Origin of the sequence: Azospirillum sp. A29 (assembly GCF_042604625.1) — a bacterium.
Taxonomy (GTDB): Bacteria; Pseudomonadota; Alphaproteobacteria; order Azospirillales; family Azospirillaceae; genus Azospirillum; species Azospirillum palustre.
Genome location: NZ_CP170466.1, coordinates 737,708 through 759,861, shown reverse-complemented (window position 1 = coordinate 759,861; position 22,154 = coordinate 737,708). Strand labels below are relative to the sequence as shown.

Genomic DNA, 22,154 nt, shown 5'->3' with positions numbered 1-22,154 from the left:
CTTAGTGCATGTGGGGGCGGGTTTCCAATGCCGTTCCCTGCCTGCCTCCATGGGCATACCCCCTTGCCGATGCGGAAGTCCCTGCTCATGTTGCGGTGCAGCATAAGCATTTGGAGACGTGCCGGCCATGACCATGATCCGAACGCTGTGGAACCGCATGCGCGGCAAGGCGACGCCAGCGCAGCGCGCGTGCCCCGCGGAACCGTTGGAACTGTCGGGGCCGGAGCCGATGCTGGCCCTGCCGCCGCCCATGCCGACGCTGGCGCTGGCGTTGCAGGGCGGCGGTGCGCATGGTGCCTTCACCTGGGGCGTGCTCGACCGGCTGCTGGAGGAGGACATCCGGCTGGTCGGGGTCAGCGGCGCCAGCGCCGGGGCGATGAACGCCGCCATGCTGGTCCAGGGCTGGGCACGGGGCGGACGTCTCGGCGCGCGGGCGGAGCTGGCGACTTTCTGGGAGCGGGTCAGCGCCGCCGGTCGGCTGGGACCGATCCGGCCGAGCGTGACCGACCGGCTGCTCGGCCGCTGGAATGTCGACCATGCGCCGGGAACCCATATGGTGGACTGGGCGCGGCGCTGGGTCAGCCCCTATCGGACCCAATCGGCGGATTTCCACCCGCTGCGCGGCCTGCTGGCCGAGATGGTCGAACCGGAGATGATCCGGCGGAGCGGGCTGCGGCTGTTCGTCAGCGCCACCAATGTGCGGACCGGAGCCCTGCGGCTGTTCGACGAGACGGAGCTGGAGGTCGATCACCTGTTGGCCTCGGCCTGTCTGCCGAGCCTGTTCCGCGCGGTGCGGATCGACGGCCAGGATTACTGGGACGGCGGCTATCTCGCCAACCCGCCGCTGTCGCCGCTGGCGACGGCCTGTCCCGGCGCCGACCTGATGGTGGTGACGATCAACCCCTTTACCTGCGGCACCACGCCGGAGGACCCGGCCGGCATCGCCGCCCGCCTCAACCAGATCACCTTCAACGCCGCGCTGTTGCAGGAGATGCGCTGCCTGTCCGCCCGCAGCGACGCCCCGCGCCTGCACCTGATCGGCGCCGACGAGCATCTCCAGGATCTGGGGCTCTATTCGAAACTGATGACCGACTGGAGCTTCCTCAACTGGCTGCGCGACGCCGGGCGCGAGGCGGCGGAGCGCTGGGTCGAGGAGAACCTGCGGGCCGTCGGCGTCGGCAGTTCGGTGCGGACCCCGGCCCTGACCTGACGCTCACTCCGCGGGGTGTTGCCCCGTCTGATGTTGTTGGGCGTCGGGGTCTGCGTGGGCGAACCAGCGCTTCATCCGGCGCGACAGCCCGTCGAGATAGGTCAGCGCCACCGGCACCACCAGCAGCGTCAGGATGGTAGAGGACAGCAACCCGCCGATCACCGCATGGGCCATCGGAGCGCGCTGCTGCGCCCCCTCGCCGATGCCGAGCGCCAGCGGCAGCATGCCGAAAATCATCGCGGCGGTGGTCATCACGATGGGACGCAGGCGGATGATGCCGGCCTCCACCAGCGCATCGTGCAGGCCGGCGCCGCGCTTGCGCGCCTGGTTGGCGAAATCGACCAGCAGGATGGCGTTCTTGGTCACCAGACCCATCAGCATGATGAAGCCGATGGCGCTGAAGATGTTCAGCGTCGATCCCGCCGTCAGCAGCCCGAGGAACACGCCGACCAGCGACAGCGGCAGCGAGGCCATGATGGCGAGCGGTTGCAGGAAACTGCCGAACTGTGAGGCCAGGATCAGGTAGATCAGGATGACGGCGAGCGCCAAAGCCTGCATGGCATAACCGCTGGTCTCGGCGATGTCCTTGGTCGAGCCGCCGAAGACGATGCGGTAGCCGGGCGGCAGCTCGATCTTCGCCAGCGCCGCCTGCAACTCGCGGCCGGCATCGCCGGCGGCGCGGCCCTGGACGTTGGCCTGGACATTCACCTCGCGTTGCAGGTCGCGCCGGTTGATCTGCGAGGCGCCGAGCGTCGTCACCACCTCCGCCACCTGGGACAGCGGGATCATCCGCGGCGTGCCGTTGGCATCGACCCCGCCGGAGAAATAAATGCGGTCGAGGTCGGCGCGGCCGGCGCGGTCGTCTTCGGGCAGGCGGACCAGCACGTCATAGCTCTCGCCGTCCGGCGCCTTCCAGCTCGACACCGTGTCGCCGGCGAACAGCGGGCGCAGCGTCTCGGCCACCTTGGCGGTGCCGATGCCGAGGTCGCTGGCAAGGTCGCGCTCCAGCCGGACCGCCAGCGTCGGCTTGGCCGCCTTCAGCGTGCTGTCGACATCGACGAAGCCGGGGATGGCGCGCATGGCGCCGATGACGGTCTGCGACAGCCGGTCCAGCTCGGCGATGTCGCGGCCCTGCACCGACACCTGGATCTGCTTCTGCACGCCGCCGACGCCGGGGATGGCGATGCCGATGGTGACGCCGGGGATGGCCGACAGCCGTTGCCGCAGCAGCGGCGCGAGGTCGTTGGGCGAGCGCCTGCGCTGGTCGATGGGGGTGTAGCGCAGATAGATGCTGCCGCGGTTGTGGCCGATGGAGACGCCGGTGTTGACGGTGCTGTAGGTGTAGGCGATCTCCGGGAACTCGCGGATCGCCGCCTCCACTTGGCGGGTCTTGGCGGTGGTGGTGGCGAGCGACGAGCCGACGGGGGATTCCACCTCGACGATCTGCTCGCCGAGGTCGGCGGCGGGGACGAACTCCACGCCGATGCGCGGCACCAGCAGGAAGCTGCCGAAGAAGATCGCCAGCGCCACCACCACCACCACCCAGCGCCGGCGCAGGCCCCAGCGCAGCAGCCGGCCATAGCCGTGCGAGAGCGCATCGAAGCCGCGCCCGAACCATGCCGCGAAGCGGCCGAAGATCGAGCGGCCGTGACGGCCATGGGCGGCCGGGTCGTACCAGATGCTGGACAGCATGGGGTCGAGCGTGAAGGACACGAACAGCGAGATCAGCACCGCAGCCGAGACGGTGATGCCGAATTGCAGGAAGAAGCGGCCGATGATGCCGCCCATGAAGGCGACCGGCAGGAACACCGCGACGATGGTCAGCGTGGTCGCCAGCACCGCCAGCCCGATCTCCGCCGTGCCGTCGAGCGCGGCCTGACGGTGGCCCTGGCCGCGGGCGAGGTGGCGCATGATGTTCTCGCGCACCACGATGGCGTCGTCGATCAGGATGCCGATGGCGAGCGACAGCGCCATCAGCGTCATCATGTTCAGCGTGAAGCCCATCGCCGCCAGCATGCCGAAGGTGCCGAGCACGGCGACCGGCAGGGTCAGCGCGGTGATGACTGTGCTGCGCCAGGAGCCGAGGAAGACCATGACGATCAGGATGGTCAGGATGCCGCCCTCGACCAGCGTTTCCTGCACGTTGCTGAGCGAGTTGGTAATGCCGCGCGAGCTGTCGCGCACCACCGCCAGCGTCACGTCCGCCGGCAGCGAGCCGTTGGTCCGCAGATCCTGGATCGCCGCATGCAGGCCGCGGGCGACCTCCACCGTGTTGGCGCCCTGGACCTTCACCACATCGACCGCCAGCGCCGGGTTGCCGTTCAGCAAGGCGGCGGAGTCCTGCTCCTCCTGCCCGTCGATCACCTCGGCCACCTGGGCGAGGCGCACCGGGCTGTTGCCGCGCCGGGCGACGATCAGGTCCAGGAGGTCGCGCGGGTTGCGCACGCGCCCCTCCACCTGCACCACCCGTTCCCGCCCCTGGCCGGAGACGGTGCCGGCGGGTACGTCCTGGTTCTCGCCGGTGACGGTGGCGATCACCTCGTCGACGCCGACGTTGAGTGCTTCCAGCTTCTCCGGTTTCAGCCGCACCAGGATCTGCCGCTTCACCCCACCGGCGATGGTGGCCTTGCCGACGCCGCGGACATTCTGCAAGCGCTTCAGGATGTTCTGGTCGGTGAGCGTGGTGAGGTCGCGCAAGCTGCGCAGGTCGGAGGTGACGGCGATGGACAGGATCGGCTGGTCGTCCGGGTTGAAGCGGGTGATCTGCGGATCCTTCACCTCGTCGCGGAAGGTGGCGCGGATGGCCGAGACCTTTTCGCGCACGTCCTGCAACGCCTGGACCGACGAGGTCTTCAGGTCGAACTCGGCGATCACCACCGACTGCCCCTCGTAGGAGCGCGAGGTCAGCGTCTTGATGCCGGCGATGGTGTTGATGGCATCCTCGACCGGCCTAGTGATGTCGGTCTCCACCGTCTCCGGGCTGGCGCCGGGATAGGCGGTGCTGACCACCACCACCGGGAAATCGACGTCGGGAAACAGGTCGACGCCCAGCCGGTTGTAGGAGAAGAGGCCGAGCACCATCAGCGCCACCATCATCATGGTGGCGAAGACCGGGTTGTCGACGCTGATGCGGGTGATCGGCATGGCGGCTGGTCCGTCCGGGTCAGGTGCCGGCTATCGAGACGCTGCGTCCGGCGGTCAGGCCGGGCAGGTTGCCGGTGACGACGCGGTCGCCCGGCGCCAATCCCTCCACCTGCACCAGATCGCCGCGCGCCCACAGCGCCACCCGCGTGACCGGGCGGCGCACGGTATGGCCGTCGGCAATCGCGAGGACGAAATCGCCCTGCTCGTCATGGCGGACGGCGACCGGCGGCACGGCGATGGCGCCCGCCGCCTGCGCCACCAGAACCTCGCCGCTGGCGAACATGCCGCCGCGCAGCGCGCCGTCGCGATTGTCGATGGTCACATAGACCGGGATGGCGCGCGATCCCGCCCGTGCCATCGGGTTGATGCGGGCGACGCTGCCGGCGAACTCCCGCTCGCCGAAGCCCTCCACCCGCAGGCTGGCGGTCTGGCCGACGGCGAGCCGGGCCACCTGTTCCGCCGGGACCGTCGCCTCGACCTCGACCCGCGACAGGTCGACCAATGTGAACATGGCGGCATTCACCGCCAGATTTTCCCCCGGATTGACGGAGCGGGTGGCGACCATGCCGTCGATGGGGCTGAGCACCACCGCGTCGCGCAGGGCCTTGCGCGCCAGTTCGACCTGCGCCGCCAGCGCATCGACCTGGGCGCGCTGGAAACCGAAGCTGCTCTCGGCTTGATCCAGGCTGGTGTCCGAGACGATGTTGCTGCGGTTGAGAGTGCGGTTCTTGGTCAGCGTCTTTTCGGCCAGCACCAGCTGGGCCCGCGCGCCTTCCAGATTGGCCTGCTTCTCGTTCAGGCGGGCGGTCAGCTCCACCGTGTCGAAGCGGGCCAGCATTTCGCCGCGGCGGACTGCCTGACCTTCGCGCACCGAAACCTCGGCCAGCCGTGCGGCGACCTCCGCCTTCACCGCCGACTGCTCCATCGGCGAAACCGAGCCGCTGAGCCGGACCGTCTCCGTCAGCGCGCGCGGGGCGACGGCCGTGACCTCCAGCGCGGTCAGCTCCACCGGGCGCTCCGCCGCCTGGCCCGCCGCCGGGCCGGCCGGGGTGGGGGAGGGCGGCGCCGGATTGCGGGCGCGCCACAGGGCCGCACCGCCGCCTGCCGCAACAAGAACCAGCAGGATAACGAGCAGCCGGCCGAACCGCCGGCGCGGACGGGGCGGGGCGTCTTCCTGCGGCGCGGGCCGCCCAGGCTGTATCTGCGGCTGCGGGGCCGGCGGGAAGGTCCGTTGAGGGGCGGTCATGATCGTCGATCCAGTTCGGCCGAGCCTGTCCGATCGGAGCGGCATCGGTTGAGGGGGCGGCCGGCGCCCTCCATTAGGGGTGGCGTCGATGTTCCGTCAAGGTTCCCGTTGTCGCGCCTTGTGACTGCATGGTGATGTCCGGATGGAGAGAGAAGATTGGCATAGGGACATTTGCCGAAAATCCTAATTGCCGACCTCTTCACAAGGGATAAATCGGGCATTTTTGAGGCATCTTCGGGACAGGATTCAAGAAACGGCCGTGATGTCGCTTGACAGGCGTGGGCTATACATTGAAAAGCGATCCATCTTTTGTCCCGCCTGCGCCAACAGCACGGAAATCCCCTCGTGGTCAAACGAAACCTCGCGACGATCCACGCCGCCGGAGCAATGCTGTGTCTGGCTCTCGGTCTGGCCGGCTGCGCTTCCGAAGCACCGCAGGTGCAGACGGCTCCGCCGGTCGAATCCGCCGCCTATGTCCCGGATCCGAACGACCCGCTGTCCCGCTGGGTCCCGCACATCCGCGAGGCCTCCAAGCGGTACGACATGCCGGAGAAATGGATCCGCGCGGTGATGATGCGCGAGAGCAACGGCCGGGCGACGACCAACAGCGGCAAGGTTCTGACCAGCTCCGCCGGGGCCATCGGCCTGATGCAGGTGATGCCCGGCACCTACGAGCTGATGCGGGCGAAGTATGGGCTGGGGTCCGATCCATCCGACCCGCACGAGAACATCATGGCCGGCACCGCGTATCTGCGCGAGATGTACGACCTGTTCGGCGCCCCCGGTTTCCTGGCCGCCTACAATTGCGGCCCGGCCTGCTACGCGCAGCATCTGGCCGGCAAGCAGCGGCTGCCGCGCGAGACGAAGATGTATCTGGCGGCGCTGACCCCGGTGCTGCGCGGCACCGGCCCGCGCGAACCGTCGCTGGCGGCCGGCGCCTCGGCCATCGAGATCGCGGTGGTCCCGGACGACGCGCCGAAGCCGCGCAACGGCCAGCCGTCGGCCCCCGCCACGGCTCCGGCCCCGCAGCAGTCGGAGCCGGCGCCGGTCGTCGTCGCCTCCGCCGCGCTGGAAACCCGCGCACCCGAATCTCGTGCGCCTGAATCCCATGCCGTCGAGCCGCGGCGGATGGAGCCGCGCCCGGCCGAGCCGAAGGCGGTCGAACCGGCGCCGGCTCCGGTGGTGGTGGCGTCGCTGCCCGAACCCGCGCCCGCCCCTGTCCCGGCTCCTGCCCCCGCGGTAGCTCCGGCAAGGCCGGTGCAGGTCGCCAGCCTCGACCCGGCGCCCGCGACGACGCACCGCGTCAGCCCGCAATTCACCACCCAGGTCGCCGAGGCGCTGTTGCCGCCGCAGTCGGTCGGCAAGGGCGAGCGCGTGGTGATGCGCTTCGTCTCCCAGCGCGCCGACGGCTGCGGCAGCCTCGCCGGCCGCGACCGTGCCTGCGTCGCACTGGCCGACGTGCGTTGACGGGATAAGGCCGCGCGGTCCCGTTCCCCTGCTGTCGAGGGGCGGGACCGTCGCTGTCTTCTTGCCCAGCTTGAGCGAAACTATTTTTTGCAGCCTTGCGGTCCGATTTGATCCGCATCACTTACGGATCGCCTCGCCACTGGCATAACGGTCAGATGGACCGGTTCGAACACACATCCAGCCCATACCCTCCCTGCGCCTGCTGCGGCGAAGAGGTGCTGCTCGGCGAACCCATGTACTGGACGCCGGAGCGTCCGGGCCGTGTCTGGCATGACCTGTGCGCGCAGAGGGAGGGTCTGCTTCCGGCATCCCCCAAGCCTGCCCGCGGCAAACGGCGCGGCCCCAAAACGCAGACCGTCGAATCGCTGTTCTGAACGACATCCGGGCTGGCAAAAGAAAAGGGGCGGTTTTCCGCCCCTTTGTCTTTCACTGGAGACGCGTTTCCGCCCGCCTCATTCCCACTCGATCGTGCCCGGCGGCTTCGACGTGATGTCGTAGACCACGCGGTTGACGCCGCGGACCTCGTTGACGATGCGGTTGGACACGCGCGCCAGGAAGTCGTGCGGGAAGGGGTACCAGTCGGCGGTCATGCCGTCGGTGGAGGTCACCGCGCGCAGGGCCAGCACATGGTCGTAGGTGCGGCCGTCGCCCATCACGCCGACGGTGCGGACCGGCAGCAGCACGGCGAAGGCCTGCCAGATCGCGTCGTAGAGGCCGGCGTTGCGGATCTCCTCCAGATAGACCGTGTCGGCCTTGCGCAGGATCTCCAGCTTCTCCAGGGTGATCTCGCCGGGGATGCGGATGGCGAGGCCCGGGCCGGGGAAGGGATGGCGGCCGATGAAGGCCGGCGGCAGGCCGAGTTCGCGGCCCAAGGCGCGGACCTCGTCTTTGAACAGTTCGCGCAGCGGCTCGACCAGCTTCAGCTTCATCCGCTCCGGCAGGCCGCCGACATTGTGGTGCGACTTGATGGTGACCGACGGGCCGCCGGTGAAGGAAACGCTCTCGATCACGTCGGGGTAGAGCGTGCCCTGGGCCAGGAACTCAGCACCGCCGACCTTGGCGCTCTCCTCGTCGAAGACCTCGATGAACAGGCCGCCGATGATCTTGCGCTTCTGCTCCGGGTCGGTGACGCCGGCCAGCTTGCCCAGGAACAGGTCGGCCGCCTCGCGGTGGACCAGCGGGATGTTGTAATGGTCGCGGAACAGCCGCACGACCTCTTCCGACTCGCCGGCGCGCATCAGGCCGGTGTCGACGAAGATGCAGGTCAGCTGGTCGCCGATGGCCTCGTGGATCAGCACGGCCGCGACCGACGAATCGACGCCGCCCGACAGGCCGCAGATCACCTTGCCGGTGCCGACCTGGGCGCGGATCTTCTCGATCGCCTGCTGCTTGAAGGCGGCCATGGTCCAGTCGCCCTCGATGCCGGCGACGCGGTGGACGAAGTTCGCCAGCAGTTGGGCGCCGTGCGGGGTGTGGACCACCTCCGGATGGAACTGCACGCCGTACAGGCGGCGCTGGTCGTCGGCGATGGCGGCGAAGGGCGCGCCGTCGCTAACCGCCACAGCGCGGAAGCCGGGCGGCAGCGCGGTGACGCGGTCGCCGTGGCTCATCCACACCTGTTCCTTCGACCCGATGTCCCACAGCCCGTCGAACAGGGCGCAGGGCTCCTTGATCTCGATGAAGGCGCGGCCGAACTCGCGGTGGTCGGAGCCGGACACGGTGCCGCCCAGCTGGTGGCACATCGTCTGCTGGCCGTAGCAGATGCCGAGAACCGGAACCTTCAGGTCGAACACCGCCTGCGGCGCGCGCGGGCCGTTCGCCTCGGTGACGGAGGCGGGGCTGCCCGACAGGATGATCGCCTTCGGATCGTATTCGCGGATGCGCTCGTCGCTCATGCCGAAGGGGTGGATTTCGCAATAGACACCGCTCTCGCGCACACGGCGGGCGATGAGCTGGGTCACCTGCGACCCGAAATCGAGAATGAGAACGCGTTCGGCGGAAAGGGAGGCGGCGCTGGACATCGGCGAATCCTGATGCGTGGGGACTCAAGTCCCCTCACTACCGCACCTCCGGCCCCGCCGACAAGCGTGCAAGCGGCGTCAGGTCGCGCCAGCCATAGGCAATTTCCACCAGATCGCTGTTGGCGAAGCGGATCGGCCGCTCCGCCACCTTGATCCCGCCCAACCTTTCATAGAACCAGCGTGACGGGTTGTCGCGCAGGCACCAGACCGCCGCGGAGCGGATGCCGGCGGCCAGGAAACGGTCGGCCATCGCCGCCATCAGCCGCCGACCGATGCCGTAACCCTTTGCGTCGTCTAGCAAATAAAGCGCGTGGAACTCGCCCGCATGCCCCTCCACCGTGACCCGCCGCGTGCCGAAGGAGGCGATGCCGACGATGTTGCCGGGACCGGCGATCCGGCCGGTGACATCCACCGCGACGAAGGCGCCCTGGCCGGGGCCGCGCGTCTCGGCGATGGCTGCCCAGCGCTGGGCGGCGGGCGGCTCCGACAGGTTGACCAGGAACTGCGCCGGGATCAGCCCGGGATAGGTGGAGCGCCAGCTTTGCACATGGACGCGGGCCATGCCGGCGGCGTCCGACCCGCGTGCCTGGCGGATTGCGACCGTGGTGTCCGTCATCGACCGACCCTCCCGTGCAGCCTCTCCCCAACAGTTTGGAGTGCCGGTGCAGGAAGTCCAGACGGAAAAGGAGGGAGACGCACGACGCCGTCGATAGGCTCGCAGGCAGCCCCGCCTCGGCCCCTGCTGCGCGTTCCGCCTCGGCTTCGGTTGTCATCGCGGCGCAACAGAGGTAAACAGCGGGACTTGTTCCGGCGGGGGCCCGCACCGATCCTTATCGGGCGGGGCCGCGCCAGTCCGTCCCAGGCGCCATGGCGGCGCCGCGGGCGGGGCTCCGGAGACCGGACACCGCATGTATTCCTCGCCTACGCTTTCCCGCTACATCGGGCGGCAGTTCGTCGTGTGGTTCTGCCTGCTGATGGTGATCCTGCTCGCCATCGTGCTGCTGCTGGACACGGTGGAGCTTCTGCGCCGCGCCGGCACCAAGCCCCACGTCACCTTCGGGCTGGTGGTGGAGATGGCGCTGCTGAAGCTGCCGGAGATCGGGCAGCAGATCTTCCCCTTCGTCGTCCTGTTCGCGGGCATGTTCACCTTCTGGCGGCTGACGCGCAGTGCCGAGCTGGTGGTGGCCCGCGCGGTCGGCGTGTCGGCCTGGCAGTTCCTGATGCCGGTGATGTTCGCCGCCGCCGCCATCGGCGTGGTGAAGGTGACGCTGATCAACCCGGTCGGTGCCGTGTTCATCGCCAAGTACGAGCAGCTGCAGGACCGCTATCTCAAGCTCCAGTCCAGCACGCTGAACATCTCGCGCTCCGGCCTGTGGCTGCGCCAGACCAACGAGAATGAGCAGTTCTTCATCCATTCGGAGCTGGTGAACCCGGTGACCTTCGAGCTGTCGAACGTCATCGTCTTCCTGTTCGACGCCGACCAGACCTATCTGGGCCGCGTCGATGCGCCGAGCGCCGTGCTGAAGGACCGCAAGTGGGAATTGCAGGAGGCGATCCTGAACCGGGCCAAGAAGGACCCGGAGAAGCTGGACAGCTACACCATCCCGACCGAGCTGGACATGGCGACCATCGAGGAGAGCTTCGCCCCGCCGGAGACCATTTCCTTCTGGGAGCTGCCGCGCTTCATCCACACGCTGGAGACCACCGGTTTCCCGGCCGTGCGCCACCGGCTGCATTACCAGTCGCTGCTGGCCCAGCCCTTCCTGTTCCTGGCGATGGTGCTGTTCGCCGCCGCCTTCTCGCTGCGGCTGCCGCGCCGCGGCGGCACCATGGCGATGGTCACCGGCGGCGTACTGACCGGCTTCGTGCTGTTCGTCATGACCGACGTGGTCCGCACCTTCGGCATGTCGGAAACCATTCCCATCCTCATGGCCGCCTGGAGTCCCGCCGGCATCAGTCTGCTGCTGGGCATCGCCGCCCTTCTGCATCTGGAAGACGGCTGAGGGGACGGTTGCCGGGAAGGGGCGCTGGGAAGGGATAGAGGGTGGGACCTTTCGCCGCAAAGCGGGCGGTTATCGCCATCGGTCATAATTCCGCCCACTTGGTTTAGCACTGGATTGCAGGGGCCGATTCCGTTTGCCAGGGGCACCGGCCCCACCGTAATAACGGGCGACCCGTTTTTGGAGCTTGAGCAGCATGTCGAGTTTGCGAGCCGTCCGGACCACCGTCGCCGTGGCGACCGCCTGTGCGCTTCTGGCCATGCCCGCCGTGGCGCAGTCCAGCAAGGCTGCCGCCGGCGCCGCCACGCCGCGGACGGGGGACGAGAGCACGCGTCAGGCCCGCGCGCCGGGGTCGGAAGGCATCGCTGCGGTGGTGAATGACGAGGTCGTTTCGGTTTCGGACGTCAATGCCCGCATCCGCATGGCGCTGCTGAACGCCGGCGCCGCCGCCAACCCGGAGACGACCAAGCGGCTGATGCCGCAGGTGATGCGCCTGTTGATCGACGAGCGCCTGCAGATGCAGGAGGCTAAGCGCCAGGGCGTCACCGTGTCGGCGTCGGAGATCGACGATGCCGTCAAGCGCATTGCCGAGCAGAACCGGATGAACGGCCAGCAGCTTCAGGAGATGCTGAAGCGCCAGAACGTGCCGTATTCCACACTGAAGGACCAGATCCGCGCCCTGCTCGCCTGGCAGAAGGTGATGCAGCGCCGCATCCGCCAGGAGGTCGTGGTCGGCGAGGACGAGGTCGATGCCGCGATGGAGCGGCTGAAGGCCAACATCGGCAAGCCCGAATATCTTGTCGCCGAGATCTTCCTGGCGGTGGACAGCCCCGACCAGGACGACGAGGTGCGCCGCAACGCAGAGCGTCTGGTGGAAGAGGTGAAGCGCGGCGGCAATTTCGCCGCGCTCGCCCGCCAGTTCTCGCAGTCCGCTGGCGCCGCGTCGGGCGGCGACCTGGGCTGGGTGCGCAGCGGCGAACTGTCGCCGGAGGTGGACAAGGCGCTGTCGGGCATGCGCGGCGGCCAGCTGTCGTCGCCGGTCCGCACGGCGACCGGCTACCACATCCTGATGGTGCGCGGTCAGCGGCCGTTCGGCAGCAGTGGCGGCGAGATGCCGATGCCGGTCGCCCGGCCGGCCGCACCCCGTCCGCAGCCGCGGCCGGACGTGGCCAAGGCCACGGTCAACATGAAGCAGATCATTCTTCCGATCGAGTCCAAGGAGCAGGCCAAATCCGTCAAGGAACAGGCTGAAAAGCTGCGCAAGTCGATCAAGAGCTGCTCCGATTTCCAGGCCCGCGCCAAGGAGACCGGCATGCCGGAATCGGGCGACATGGGCACCATGCGGGTCAAGGACATGGCGCCCGGCCTGCAGAATCTCGCGCTCGGCATCCCGCTCGGCCAGGCCAGCCCGGTGCTGATGAGCCCGGCCGCCGCGGTGATCCTGATCGTCTGCAAGCGCGACATGCCGATGATCCAGCCGCCGCCGGAAGCCCAGCCGGCCCCCCCGCCGCCGCCGGCCCCGACTCCCATCCAGGAGGCCAAGCTGCCCGGCCGCGACGAGATCGAGCGCGAACTGGTCAGCGAACGGGCGGAGCTGCTGTCGCGCCGGTACCTGCGTGACCTGCGCCGCACCGCCTTCATCGAGACCCGCCTGTGACCGCCGCCCCGCCGAACGACCTGCCGCTGGCCCTGACCATGGGGGAGCCGGCCGGCGTCGGCGGGGAGATCGGCTTGAAAGCGTGGCTGGCCCGCGACGAGGCCGGCCTGCGCCCCTTCGTCATTCTGGACGACCCCGCGAGGCTGGCCGCACTGGCGGTCTCGCTTGGGCTGCCGGTGCCGGTGCAGGCCGTCTCGTCTCCGCAGGAGGGGGCGGCACTGTTCGGCCGCGCCCTGCCGGTGCTGCCGGTCGCGCTCGGCAACCCGGTTGTCGCCGGCCGGCCCGATCCGGCCAACGGTGCCGCGGTGATCGCCAGCATCGACCGTGCCGTGGCGCTTGTGCAGGGTGGGCAGGCCGCGGCCGTGGTCACCAACCCGATCCAGAAATCGTCGCTCTATGCCGCCGGTTTCCGCCATCCCGGCCACACCGAATATCTGGCTCACCTCGCCGGACTGACCGACGAGCCGATCATGATGCTGGCGGCGGCCGATCTGCGGGTGGTGCCGGTGACCATCCATGTGTCGGTGCGCGACGCGGTGAACCTGCTGACCACCGAAGCCATCGTCCATGCCGGCCGGGTCACCGCGGCGTCGCTGGCGCGCGACTTCGGCATCGACCGTCCGCGGCTGGCCGTCGCCGGCCTGAACCCGCATGCGGGGGAGGGCGGGGCGATGGGGCGCGAGGAGATCGACATCATCGAGCCCGCCATCCGGACGTTGCGCGCCGACGGCATCGATGTGTCCGGGCCGCGTCCGCCCGATACCATGTTCCATGCCGCCGCCCGCCGCGGCTATGACGCCGCTTTGTGCATGTACCACGATCAGGCGCTGATCCCGGTGAAGACGGTTGATTTCGATAGCGGGGTGAACATCACGCTGGGGCTGCCCTTCGTCCGCACCTCTCCCGACCATGGGACGGCGCTGGACATTGCGGGCACCGGCAGGGCGAATGCGACCAGCCTGATCGCGGCGCTGAAGACGGCCGACCGGATGGCGCGGAACCGGCAACGGACAGCCGGTCCTTAAAGCCGGAATACGGAAGTCCCCGAACGAAAAAGGAGCGCCCGATGCGCTCCTTTTTTCATGTCTGCCAACGCTGCTTTTCGACCCGAAGGATCAGCCCCGGTCGTCGGGGTCGTACATGGTCGGGCCGCCCTGCTGGTCGTGGTGGGCGGGCATCTGATCGCGGTGATGGTGGGTGCGGGCGATGAAGGGCGCCAGCTCCTGCAACTCGATGAAATTGTCGGCCTGCCGGCGCAACTCGTCGGCGACCATCGGCGGCTGCGAGCGGACGGTGCTGACGACGCTGAAGCGGACGCCCTTGCGCTGCACGGCCTCCACCAGCCGGCGGAAGTCGCCGTCGCCGGAAAAGAGCAGGATGTGGTCGACATGATCGGCCATCTCCATCACGTCGATGGCCAGCTCTATGTCCATGTTGCCCTTGATCTTGCGCCGGCCCGAGGCGTCGGTGAACTCCTTGGTTGGCTTGGTCACCATGGTGTAGCCGTTGTAGTCCAGCCAATCGACCAGCGGACGGATCGGGGAGTATTCCTGATCTTCGACGAGGGCGGTGTAATAGAAGGCGCGCACAAGCCGGCCTTCCCCGGCGAAGCCGTCACGCAACCTTTTGTAATCAATATCGAAGCCAAGTGAACGTGCTGCGGCGTAGAGGTTGGCGCCATCGATAAAAAGTGCGAGACGCTCTTCCTTGTAAAACAACTTGCTGACATCACGCGGCAAAGTCGAATTGCGGTCCAATGCCTGGATCCTTTCATCGCTGCTTGTTGAAAATGTATTGGAACATGCGCAAAAGCTCGCGTTCCAATTTTGAAATCTAGTGTATTGTGGGCAAACATACAAGAGGCAGGGATTGCCTACTGTCTCCGGTCGTCAGGCCGATGGATATTGAGCTTGGACAGGGGTGTTCCCCCGACGCAATGCAGCAGCGCTGTCGTTCGCGCTTGCACCTATCGGACCACATCCATATAGTCTAGAGCCTCCTATGAATCCGGAGTTCGTCTGGCATGGCCCGCGTTACCGTTGAAGATTGCGTCCTGAAGGTTCCGAACCGTTTCGAGCTGGTCATGATGGCTGCCCAGCGCGCCCGCGAAGTCGCGAGCGGCGCCCCGCTGTCGATCGACCGCGACAACGACAAGAATCCGGTCGTGGCGCTCCGCGAGATCGCGGACGAGACGGTGTCGCTGGAGTATCTGAAGAACGCCCTGATCAAGGGCCACCAGAAGCATGTCGAGCCGGACGAGCCCGAGGAAGAGATCGTCGAGCTGATGGCCGGCGAGAATGACTGGGCCGCCCGCGGCAACAACTCGCTGGGCGACGAAGACGGCATGAGCGAGAGCGACGGCGAAGAGTTGACCGAGGAAGATGACGTCGCCGCCGACATGGATGCGGAGCCGGGCGCCGGTTTCGCCATGACCGAGGATCCCGACGGAGACCTCTGATTCTGGACAACGACCGCAGGACCCGGAGGGGGCGCAATGCCCCCTCGCCGCAGAGAAGGGTGGGGGGCATCCTGCTCCCCTTCGGTTCGAACGGAACCGCCCTGAGAAACGTCACGAACACATTTGAGGCGCCGCGTGCGCCGGGTCGGGCCGCATGATCCGGCAGTACGAGCTTGTCGAGCGCGTCAAGGCGTATGACCCCTCCGCCGACGAGGATCTCCTCAACCGCGCCTACGTCTTCTCGATGAAGGCGCACGGGTCGCAGACGCGCGCGTCCGGCGATCCCTACTTCCTCCATCCGCTGGAGGTCGCCGGCATCCTCACCCAGATGAAGCTGGACGCCGGCACCATCGCCACGGCGCTGCTTCACGACACGGTCGAGGACACCGTCGCCACGCTCGAAGACATCGAGCGGGTCTTCGGCAAGGAAATCGCGCGTCTGGTCGACGGCGTCACCAAGCTGTCGCGGCTGGAACTGAACAGCGAGCAGGCCAAGCAGGCGGAGAATTTCCGCAAGCTGGTCATCGCCATGTCGGAGGACATCCGCGTCCTTCTCGTGAAGCTCGCCGACCGGCTTCACAACATGCGCACGCTGTTCCACCTGAAGAAGCCGGAAAAGCGCCGCCGCATCGCCCGCGAGACCATCGAGATCTACTCGCCCTTGGCCGAGCGCATCGGCATGCACAAGATCAAGGACGAGCTGGACGATCTTGCCTTCGCCGAACTGAACCCCGACGCGCGCGACAGCATCCTGGCCCAGCTGGCCCGCCTGCGCAGCGAGGGCGAGAACCGCGTCCAGACCATCATCACCGAACTGCGCGAGCTGCTGGCCTCCGAAGGTCTGCCCGACGTGTCGGTGTCGGGACGCGAGAAGTCGGCCTATTCGATCTGGCGCAAGCTCCAGCGCAAGAATGTCAGCTTCGAACAGCTATCCGACATCATGGCCTTCCGCATCACGGTCGGCTCGGTCGGGGAATGCTATCAGGCGCTGGGCATCGTCCACGCCCATTATCCGGTCGTGCCGGGGCGCTTCAAGGACTACATCTCCACGCCCAAGCCCAACGGCTACCGCAGCCTGCACACCGGCGTGATCGGTCCCGGCCGCAACCGGATCGAGGTGCAGATCCGCACCCAGGACATGCATGAGATCGCCGAGCTGGGCGTGGCCGCCCACTGGGCCTACAAGCAGGACCACCAGCCGCGCCCGAACGGCGGCGAGTACCGCTGGCTGCGCGAGCTGCTGGACATCCTGGAGCATGCGCAGAAGCCGGAAGAGTTCCTGGAGCATACCAAGCTGGAGCTGTTCCAGGACCAGGTGTTCTGCTTCACGCCGAAGGGCGACCTGATCGCGCTGCCGCGCGGGGCGACGCCGGTCGACTTCGCCTATGCCGTCCACTCGCAGGTCGGCGACCATTGCGTCGGCGCGAAGATCAACGGCCGCATGTTGCCGCTGCGCACCCAGCTGCAGAACGGCGATCAGGTCGACATCGTCACGTCGAAGGCGCAGACGCCGGTTCCGGGCTGGGAACGCTTCGTCGTCACCGGCAAGGCGCGCGCCCGCATCCGCAAGTTCCTGCGCACCCAGCAGCGCGCCCAGTATATGGAACTGGGCCGCGGCATGCTGATGCGGCAGTTCAAGTCGGAAGGCTACGAGTTCACCGAAAAGGCGCTGGAAGCCGCCACCAAGATCTTCCAGCAGCCGACGGTGGACGATCTGATGGCCGGTGTCGGCTCCGGCCTGCATTCGGTCCGCGAAGTCTTCCACGCCGTCTTCCCCGGCCACAAGGCCCAGACCGCTCCCGCCGTCCGCGAGCTGGAAGAGAGCGCGCCGAAGCCCAAGGCCAAGGCCCGCAAGGAATCGGCACTGCCGATCCGCGGGCTGATCCCAGGCATGGCGGTCCATTACGCCCGCTGCTGCCACCCGCTGCCGGGCGACCGCATCGTCGGCATCGTCACCACCGGCAAGGGCGTGACGATCCACACCATCGACTGCGAAACGCTGGAAAGCTTCCATGAATCGCCGGAACGCTGGATCGACGTGTCGTGGGAGACCGGTCCGGATTCGCCGGAGGAGCATGTCGGCCGCATCAGCGTCGTCATCGCCAACGAACAGGGCTCGCTCGGCACGCTGTTCACGGTGATTGGCAAGAACCAGGGCAATGTCATCCATCAGAAGATCACGAACCGCAGCACCGATTATTTCGAGCTGCTGATCGACATCGACGTGAAGGATGCCAAACACCTGACCAACATCATGGCCGCCCTGCGCGCCACCCCGGCCATCCATTCGGTGGAGCGGGCGCGGGGGCGGTGACGCTCCCGCCGGCACGCAACAGGGTCGCAGCGCAAGACGCACCATGATGGTGTGCGATGGGAGAACAGGACATGCGGCTCGATAGGCTGCTCCTGCCGGTTTCGGTTGCCGCCTTATGCTTGACGCCGCTTCATGGTGCCCACGCGGACAACGGGGAAAAGTTGTTCGTGGAGAGATGCGCCATGTGCCACGGGGCGGATGCGAAGGGTTCGGGCCCGCTGGCGGGCGAGAGCAACCCTCCGACCCCCGATCTGACGACGGCGGCCTTCCGAAAGCGCTTGGCCGACTATCCCGGCGTCATCGTGTCGTCGATCATATTGCGGCCAAACGGGGATCTGATCCCGAGAACATTGAAGGAAAACGGCTACCGGCTCCCGCCGCACGCCTGGACCGTCAAGGATTTCCGCGATCTGAACGAGTATCTGAGCAGCGTGATCCACAGGTCGAACTAAGGAAAATCCGCCGGGATCGCCGGTCCGGCCATCCGGTCGGGCAGGGGCGGAGACGGTAAATTCCCTGTCATCCGCGATTGCGTCGGTCGGTTCGGCGTGACGGATGGCGGACGCACCGCTATATAGACGGAATCGCCCCCGCCCGTTCCGGCGGGCGGCGGCGCTTTGGAGTCCTTGCATGTCCCGTATTCTCCGCCTCGGCGTGAACATCGACCATGTGGCGACCGTCCGCAATGCACGCGGGGGGGCGCATCCCGATCCGGTGCGCGCGGCGAAGCTGGCCATCGAGGCCGGGGCGGACGGGATCACCGCTCATCTGCGCGAGGACCGCCGCCACATCGTGGATCGCGACATCGAACGGCTGATGGCCGAGATCGACCGTCCGCTGAACTTCGAGATGGCGGCGACCGACGAGATGCTGGGCATCGCCCTGCGCCACAAGCCGCACGCCGCCTGCCTCGTCCCGGAAAAGCGCACCGAGGTGACGACCGAAGGCGGGCTGGACGTGATCGGCCAGTACGACCATCTGGTCCGCCCGGTCGGCGAGCTGGGCGCCGCCGGCATCCGTGTCTCGCTGTTCATCGATCCGGAGCCGGCGCAGCTCGACGCCGCCAAGCGGCTCGGCGCCCCGGTGGTGGAACTGCACACCGGCGCCTATTGCGATGCCCACAGCACGGCGGAGCGCGAGGCGGAACTGGCGCGCATCGTCCGCGCCGCCGCCCATGCCGAGGCCATCGGGCTGGAATGCCATGCCGGCCACGGGCTGAGCTACGACACCGTCGGCCCCGTGGCGGCGATCCAGACCATCGTCGAACTGAACATCGGCCATTTCCTGATCGGCGAGGCGATCTTCGTCGGCCTGACCAACTCCATCGCCCGCATGCGCAAGGCCATGGACAGGGCGCGCGCCGCCGGAATGCCGGCATGACGATGTCCGGCACCATCCTCGGCATCGGCAACGACCTGATCGACATCCGGCGGGTCGAGAAGTCGCTGGAGCGCTTCGGACAGCGTTTCATCGACCGCATCTTCACCGATGTCGAGCAGGCCAAGTCCGAACGCCGCGCCGGCTCCGCCGCAAAGAACAACGCGCGGGCCTCCACCTATGCCAAGCGTTTCGCCGCCAAGGAGGCCTGCTCCAAAGCCCTGGGCACCGGTTTCCGCGACGGCGTGTTCTGGCGCGACATGGGGGTGGTGAACCTGCCGTCCGGCCAGCCGACGATGCGGTTGACCGGCGGCGCGCTGGCCCGGCTGGAGGCGATCACGCCGCCGGGCATGCGCGCGAAAATCCATGTGACGCTGACCGACGAATACCCGATGGCGGAAGCGTTCGTCGTCATCAGCGCCGAGCCCATCCAGTCCGAAATGCCCGAAACGCCCACCGAAACGGCGACCCCAGAATGACCTTTCAGAAAGAAACGGCGCCCACCGCCAAAGCCAAGGACTCCGGGTTCGCCGAAACCGTCAAGACGGTGATCTTCGCCGTGCTGATCGCCTTCGGCGTGCGGACCTTCGCCTTCGAGCCGTTCAACATCCCGTCGGGGTCGATGATCCCGACCCTGCTGATCGGCGATTACCTGTTCGTGTCGAAGTTCAGCTACGGCTACAGCAAATACACCGTCGGCTTCGGCCTGCCGCTGTTCGAGGGCCGCATCCTGGGCTCCGAGCCGGAGCGGGGCGACGTGGCGGTGTTCAAGCTGCCGCGCGACAACAAGACCGACTACATCAAGCGGGTGATCGGCCTGCCGGGCGATACCGTCCAGATGATCGGCGGCATCCTGCACATCAACGGCCAGCCGGTGAAGCGGGAGCGGATCGAGGATTACGTGACCACGGATTCGCTGGGCCGCAGCATCCGCACGGCGCAGTTCATCGAAACGCTGCCCAACGGCCGCACCCACCGCATCATCGAGGAATCGGACAACGGTCCGCTCGACAACACGCCGGTGTTCAAGGTGCCGCCCGGCCATCTCTTCATGATGGGCGACAACCGCGACAACTCGCTCGACAGCCGCGTGCCGTCGCAGGTCGGGTTCGTTCCCATCGAAAACATGGTCGGCCGCGCCGAATTCCTGTTCTTCTCGCTCGACGAAGGCACGCGCTTCTACGAAATCTGGCGCTGGCCGGTCGATCTGCGCTTCAGCCGTCTGTTCAACGGAGTCCGGTAAGTGTCCACCGTCACCAAGGCGCCCGCCGATCTGGGCGCCGGCTCCGACATCCAGCCCGATGGCGCCGCCCGGTCCGCGGACGTCGCCAGCCTTGCGCAGGCGCTGGGTTATGAGTTTTCCGACCCGTCGCTCCTGCACGATGCCGTCACCCACCCCAGCTTGATGGGTCTGGAGCGGACCGGCCGCAAGGGGCACAAGGGGCCGGGCATCGCCTATGAGCGGCTGGAGTTCCTGGGCGACCGCGTCGTCGGACTGGTCGTCGCGCAATGGCTGCTGGAACGCTATCCGAACGAGCGCGAGGGCGCGCTGGCCAAGCGGCACGCCGCGCTGGTGCGCCGGGAATCGCTGGGCCGTGTCGCCGACGCCATCGGGCTGGGCGCCTATCTGCGCCTGTCGCCGGCGGAAGCGCAGAGTGGCGGGCGGGAGAACCGCACCATCCTGGGCGACGCCTGCGAGGCGGTGCTGGGCGCCATGTATCTCGATGGCGGGCTGGAGCCGGTGACGCGCTTCGTCCGGCAGGCGCTGGCCGGCGAGATCGACAAGGCGACGCCGCCGCCGCTGGACAGCAAGACGACGTTGCAGGAATGGGCGCAGGGCCGCGGCAAGCCGCTGCCCCGCTATGAACTGATCGAACGCAGCGGCCCGGCGCACGAGCCGCTGTTCGTGGTTGCGGTGCATGTCGAGGGCATGGATCCGGTCTCCGGCTCCGGTTCCTCCAAGCGCATCGCGGAAAAGAAGGCGGCCAGCGCATTGCTGCGCCAGGTGGGAGTGCAAGTCGATGACTGACGGTCGCGACGACATCGACAAGACGAATATCGAGCCCGGTTCCGAAGCTGCGGAGCCGACTCCGGAGCCCGTGCCGGACGACGAGGCGCTCGAGGGCGCCGATCTCGAGGGCGGGGACGCCGCCGAAGACGCCGAGGAGGGCGACTTCGAGGACGAGGACGGCGAATACGAGGATGGCGATTACGAGGACGATGAGGATGATGAGGACGCCCCGCGCGGGCAGCCCATCTCCGTCCTGCCGCCTCTGCCGACGATGCCGGACCATCCGCGCTGCGGCTTCATCGCGCTGGTCGGTGCGCCGAACGCCGGCAAGTCGACGCTGCTGAACGCGATGATCGGCAGCAAGGTGTCGATCGTCAGCCCGAAGGTGCAGACCACCCGCACCCGCGTGCTCGGCATCACCATCCAGGGCGATGCCCAGATGATCTTCGTCGACACCCCCGGCATCTTCAAGCCGAAGCGCCGGCTGGACCGCGCCATGGTGGCGGCGGCCTGGCAGGGGGCGGAGGATGCCGACGTGATCGGCGTGCTCTACGACGTGTCGCGCCGCTCCATCGACGAGGACACCCGCAGCATCGTCGCCCGACTGAAGGAGCAGGGGCGCGAAGCCATCCTGATCCTGAACAAGATCGATCTGGTGAAGCGCGACGTCCTGCTGGGCATCGCTGACGCCTTCCGCCAGGAGGGCATCTTCTCCGACATCTTCATGGTGTCGGCCTTCACCGAGGATGGCGTCGCCCATCTGAAGCAGTTCCTGGCCGACCGTCTGCCGGACGGGCCGTGGCATTTCCCGGAGGACCAGATCTCCGACATGCCGATGCGCCTGCTGGCGGCGGAAATCACCCGCGAGAAGCTGTTCCTCCAGCTTCACCAGGAGCTTCCCTATTCCGCCACGGTCGAGACCGAGGTGTGGGAGGAGTTCGACGACGGCTCCGTCAAGATTTCGCAGGTCATCTTTGTGCAGCGCGAAAGCCAGAAGGCCATCGTGCTGGGGAAGGGCGGCCAGCGGATCAAGGCGCTGGGCTCCGCGGCACGGTCCGAGCTGACCCATATGCTGGAACGCCGCGTCCACCTGATCCTGTTCGTGAAGGTGCGCGAAGGCTGGGTCGACGATCCGGAGCGCTACTCGGCCTGGGGCCTCGATTTCGGGGCGTCCTGATGTTCGGGCGTCCTGCCCCATGAAAAAGGCCCTCTCCCGCGGGAGAGGGCCTTTTCATTTGGGGCCGTTCGC

18 protein-coding genes are annotated in these 22,154 nt (G+C 67.6%); 13 read left to right on the top strand and 5 right to left on the bottom strand.

The window, feature by feature from the left end; genetic code table 11:
* Positions 1-127 precede the first annotated feature (127 nt).
* Positions 128-1,210: a patatin-like phospholipase family protein gene (locus ABNQ38_RS18430; RefSeq protein ID WP_377809643.1), complete on the top strand. Its 1,083-nt coding sequence runs from the start codon at positions 128-130 to the stop codon at positions 1,208-1,210.
* A 3-nt stretch (positions 1,211-1,213) separates the two neighbouring features.
* Here the strand turns inward: ABNQ38_RS18430 and ABNQ38_RS18425 are convergent, their stop codons facing one another.
* Both ABNQ38_RS18425 and ABNQ38_RS18420 read right to left on the bottom strand, forming a co-directional pair.
* Positions 1,214-4,354 carry an efflux RND transporter permease subunit gene (locus ABNQ38_RS18425; RefSeq protein WP_377809642.1) on the bottom strand — a complete coding sequence of 1,047 codons (3,141 nt, stop codon included), beginning with the start codon at positions 4,352-4,354 and terminating at the stop codon, positions 1,214-1,216.
* 19 nt (positions 4,355-4,373) lie between these two features.
* Entirely contained in the window at positions 4,374-5,600 is a 1,227-nt protein-coding gene (locus ABNQ38_RS18420; RefSeq protein WP_377809641.1) for an efflux RND transporter periplasmic adaptor subunit, read from the bottom strand.
* 345 nt (positions 5,601-5,945) lie between these two features.
* On the opposite strand from ABNQ38_RS18420, the gene ABNQ38_RS18415 reads away from it, so the two are divergent.
* Positions 5,946-7,067 carry a lytic transglycosylase domain-containing protein gene (locus ABNQ38_RS18415; protein WP_377809640.1) on the top strand — a complete coding sequence of 374 codons (1,122 nt, stop codon included), beginning with the start codon at positions 5,946-5,948 and terminating at the stop codon, positions 7,065-7,067.
* A gap of 452 nt (positions 7,068-7,519) precedes the next feature.
* Here the strand turns inward: ABNQ38_RS18415 and guaA are convergent, their stop codons facing one another.
* Together guaA and ABNQ38_RS18405 are read right to left on the bottom strand one after the other, a co-directional pair.
* A complete protein-coding gene (guaA, locus tag ABNQ38_RS18410; protein WP_377809639.1) occupies positions 7,520-9,088 on the bottom strand; it encodes a glutamine-hydrolyzing GMP synthase in 1,569 nt (522 codons plus the stop codon).
* Between the two features lie 37 nt (positions 9,089-9,125).
* Positions 9,126-9,704, bottom strand: a complete 579-nt coding sequence (locus ABNQ38_RS18405; protein WP_377809638.1) for a GNAT family N-acetyltransferase — start codon at positions 9,702-9,704, stop codon at positions 9,126-9,128.
* 292 nt (positions 9,705-9,996) lie between these two features.
* Between ABNQ38_RS18405 and lptG the strand changes: the two genes are divergently transcribed.
* The 3 genes from lptG (at position 9,997) to pdxA (ending at position 13,770) form a co-directional block, all read left to right on the top strand.
* Positions 9,997-11,091, top strand: a complete 1,095-nt coding sequence (gene lptG, locus ABNQ38_RS18400) for an LPS export ABC transporter permease LptG (protein ID WP_098740116.1) — start codon at positions 9,997-9,999, stop codon at positions 11,089-11,091.
* 193 nt (positions 11,092-11,284) lie between these two features.
* Positions 11,285-12,745, top strand: a complete 1,461-nt coding sequence (locus ABNQ38_RS18395; protein WP_377809637.1) for a peptidylprolyl isomerase — start codon at positions 11,285-11,287, stop codon at positions 12,743-12,745.
* Positions 12,742-13,770 carry a 4-hydroxythreonine-4-phosphate dehydrogenase PdxA gene (gene pdxA, locus ABNQ38_RS18390; protein ID WP_377809636.1) on the top strand — a complete coding sequence of 343 codons (1,029 nt, stop codon included), beginning with the start codon at positions 12,742-12,744 and terminating at the stop codon, positions 13,768-13,770. Before ABNQ38_RS18395 ends, pdxA begins: the two co-directional genes overlap by 4 nt.
* Positions 13,771-13,860: 90 nt before the next feature.
* On the opposite strand, the gene ABNQ38_RS18385 is transcribed toward pdxA, so the two are convergent.
* On the bottom strand, positions 13,861-14,463 hold the full coding sequence (locus tag ABNQ38_RS18385) for an NYN domain-containing protein (RefSeq protein ID WP_377810097.1): 603 nt from the start codon (positions 14,461-14,463) through the stop codon (positions 13,861-13,863).
* Positions 14,464-14,768: 305 nt separating this feature from the next.
* On the opposite strand from ABNQ38_RS18385, the gene rpoZ reads away from it, so the two are divergent.
* The 8 genes from rpoZ (at position 14,769) to era (ending at position 22,082) form a co-directional block, all read left to right on the top strand.
* A complete protein-coding gene (gene rpoZ / locus ABNQ38_RS18380) occupies positions 14,769-15,203 on the top strand; it encodes a DNA-directed RNA polymerase subunit omega (RefSeq protein ID WP_098740113.1) in 435 nt (144 codons plus the stop codon).
* A gap of 154 nt (positions 15,204-15,357) precedes the next feature.
* Complete coding sequence (locus ABNQ38_RS18375; protein ID WP_109047421.1) at positions 15,358-17,517, top strand: bifunctional (p)ppGpp synthetase/guanosine-3',5'-bis(diphosphate) 3'-pyrophosphohydrolase; 2,160 nt, start codon at positions 15,358-15,360, stop codon at positions 17,515-17,517.
* A gap of 71 nt (positions 17,518-17,588) precedes the next feature.
* Positions 17,589-17,969, top strand: coding sequence for a c-type cytochrome (locus ABNQ38_RS18370; protein ID WP_377809635.1), 381 nt, complete (start codon positions 17,589-17,591; stop codon positions 17,967-17,969).
* 178 nt (positions 17,970-18,147) lie between these two features.
* Positions 18,148-18,897 (top strand): pyridoxine 5'-phosphate synthase, encoded by a 750-nt coding sequence (locus ABNQ38_RS18365; protein ID WP_377809634.1) that lies wholly within the window; start codon positions 18,148-18,150, stop codon positions 18,895-18,897.
* Entirely contained in the window at positions 18,894-19,373 is a 480-nt protein-coding gene (gene acpS / locus ABNQ38_RS18360) for a holo-ACP synthase (protein WP_098740109.1), read from the top strand. The genes ABNQ38_RS18365 and acpS overlap by 4 nt, the downstream gene beginning before the upstream one ends.
* Positions 19,370-20,137 carry a signal peptidase I gene (gene lepB, locus ABNQ38_RS18355; protein WP_377809633.1) on the top strand — a complete coding sequence of 256 codons (768 nt, stop codon included), beginning with the start codon at positions 19,370-19,372 and terminating at the stop codon, positions 20,135-20,137. Before acpS ends, lepB begins: the two co-directional genes overlap by 4 nt.
* Positions 20,138-20,923: a ribonuclease III gene (gene rnc, locus ABNQ38_RS18350; protein ID WP_109047426.1), complete on the top strand. Its 786-nt coding sequence runs from the start codon at positions 20,138-20,140 to the stop codon at positions 20,921-20,923.
* Between the two features lie 253 nt (positions 20,924-21,176).
* The gene (gene era, locus ABNQ38_RS18345; RefSeq protein ID WP_377810096.1) at positions 21,177-22,082 is read left to right on the top strand and encodes a GTPase Era; all 906 of its coding nucleotides are present in this window, start codon (positions 21,177-21,179) and stop codon (positions 22,080-22,082) included.
* Positions 22,083-22,154 lie beyond the last annotated feature (72 nt).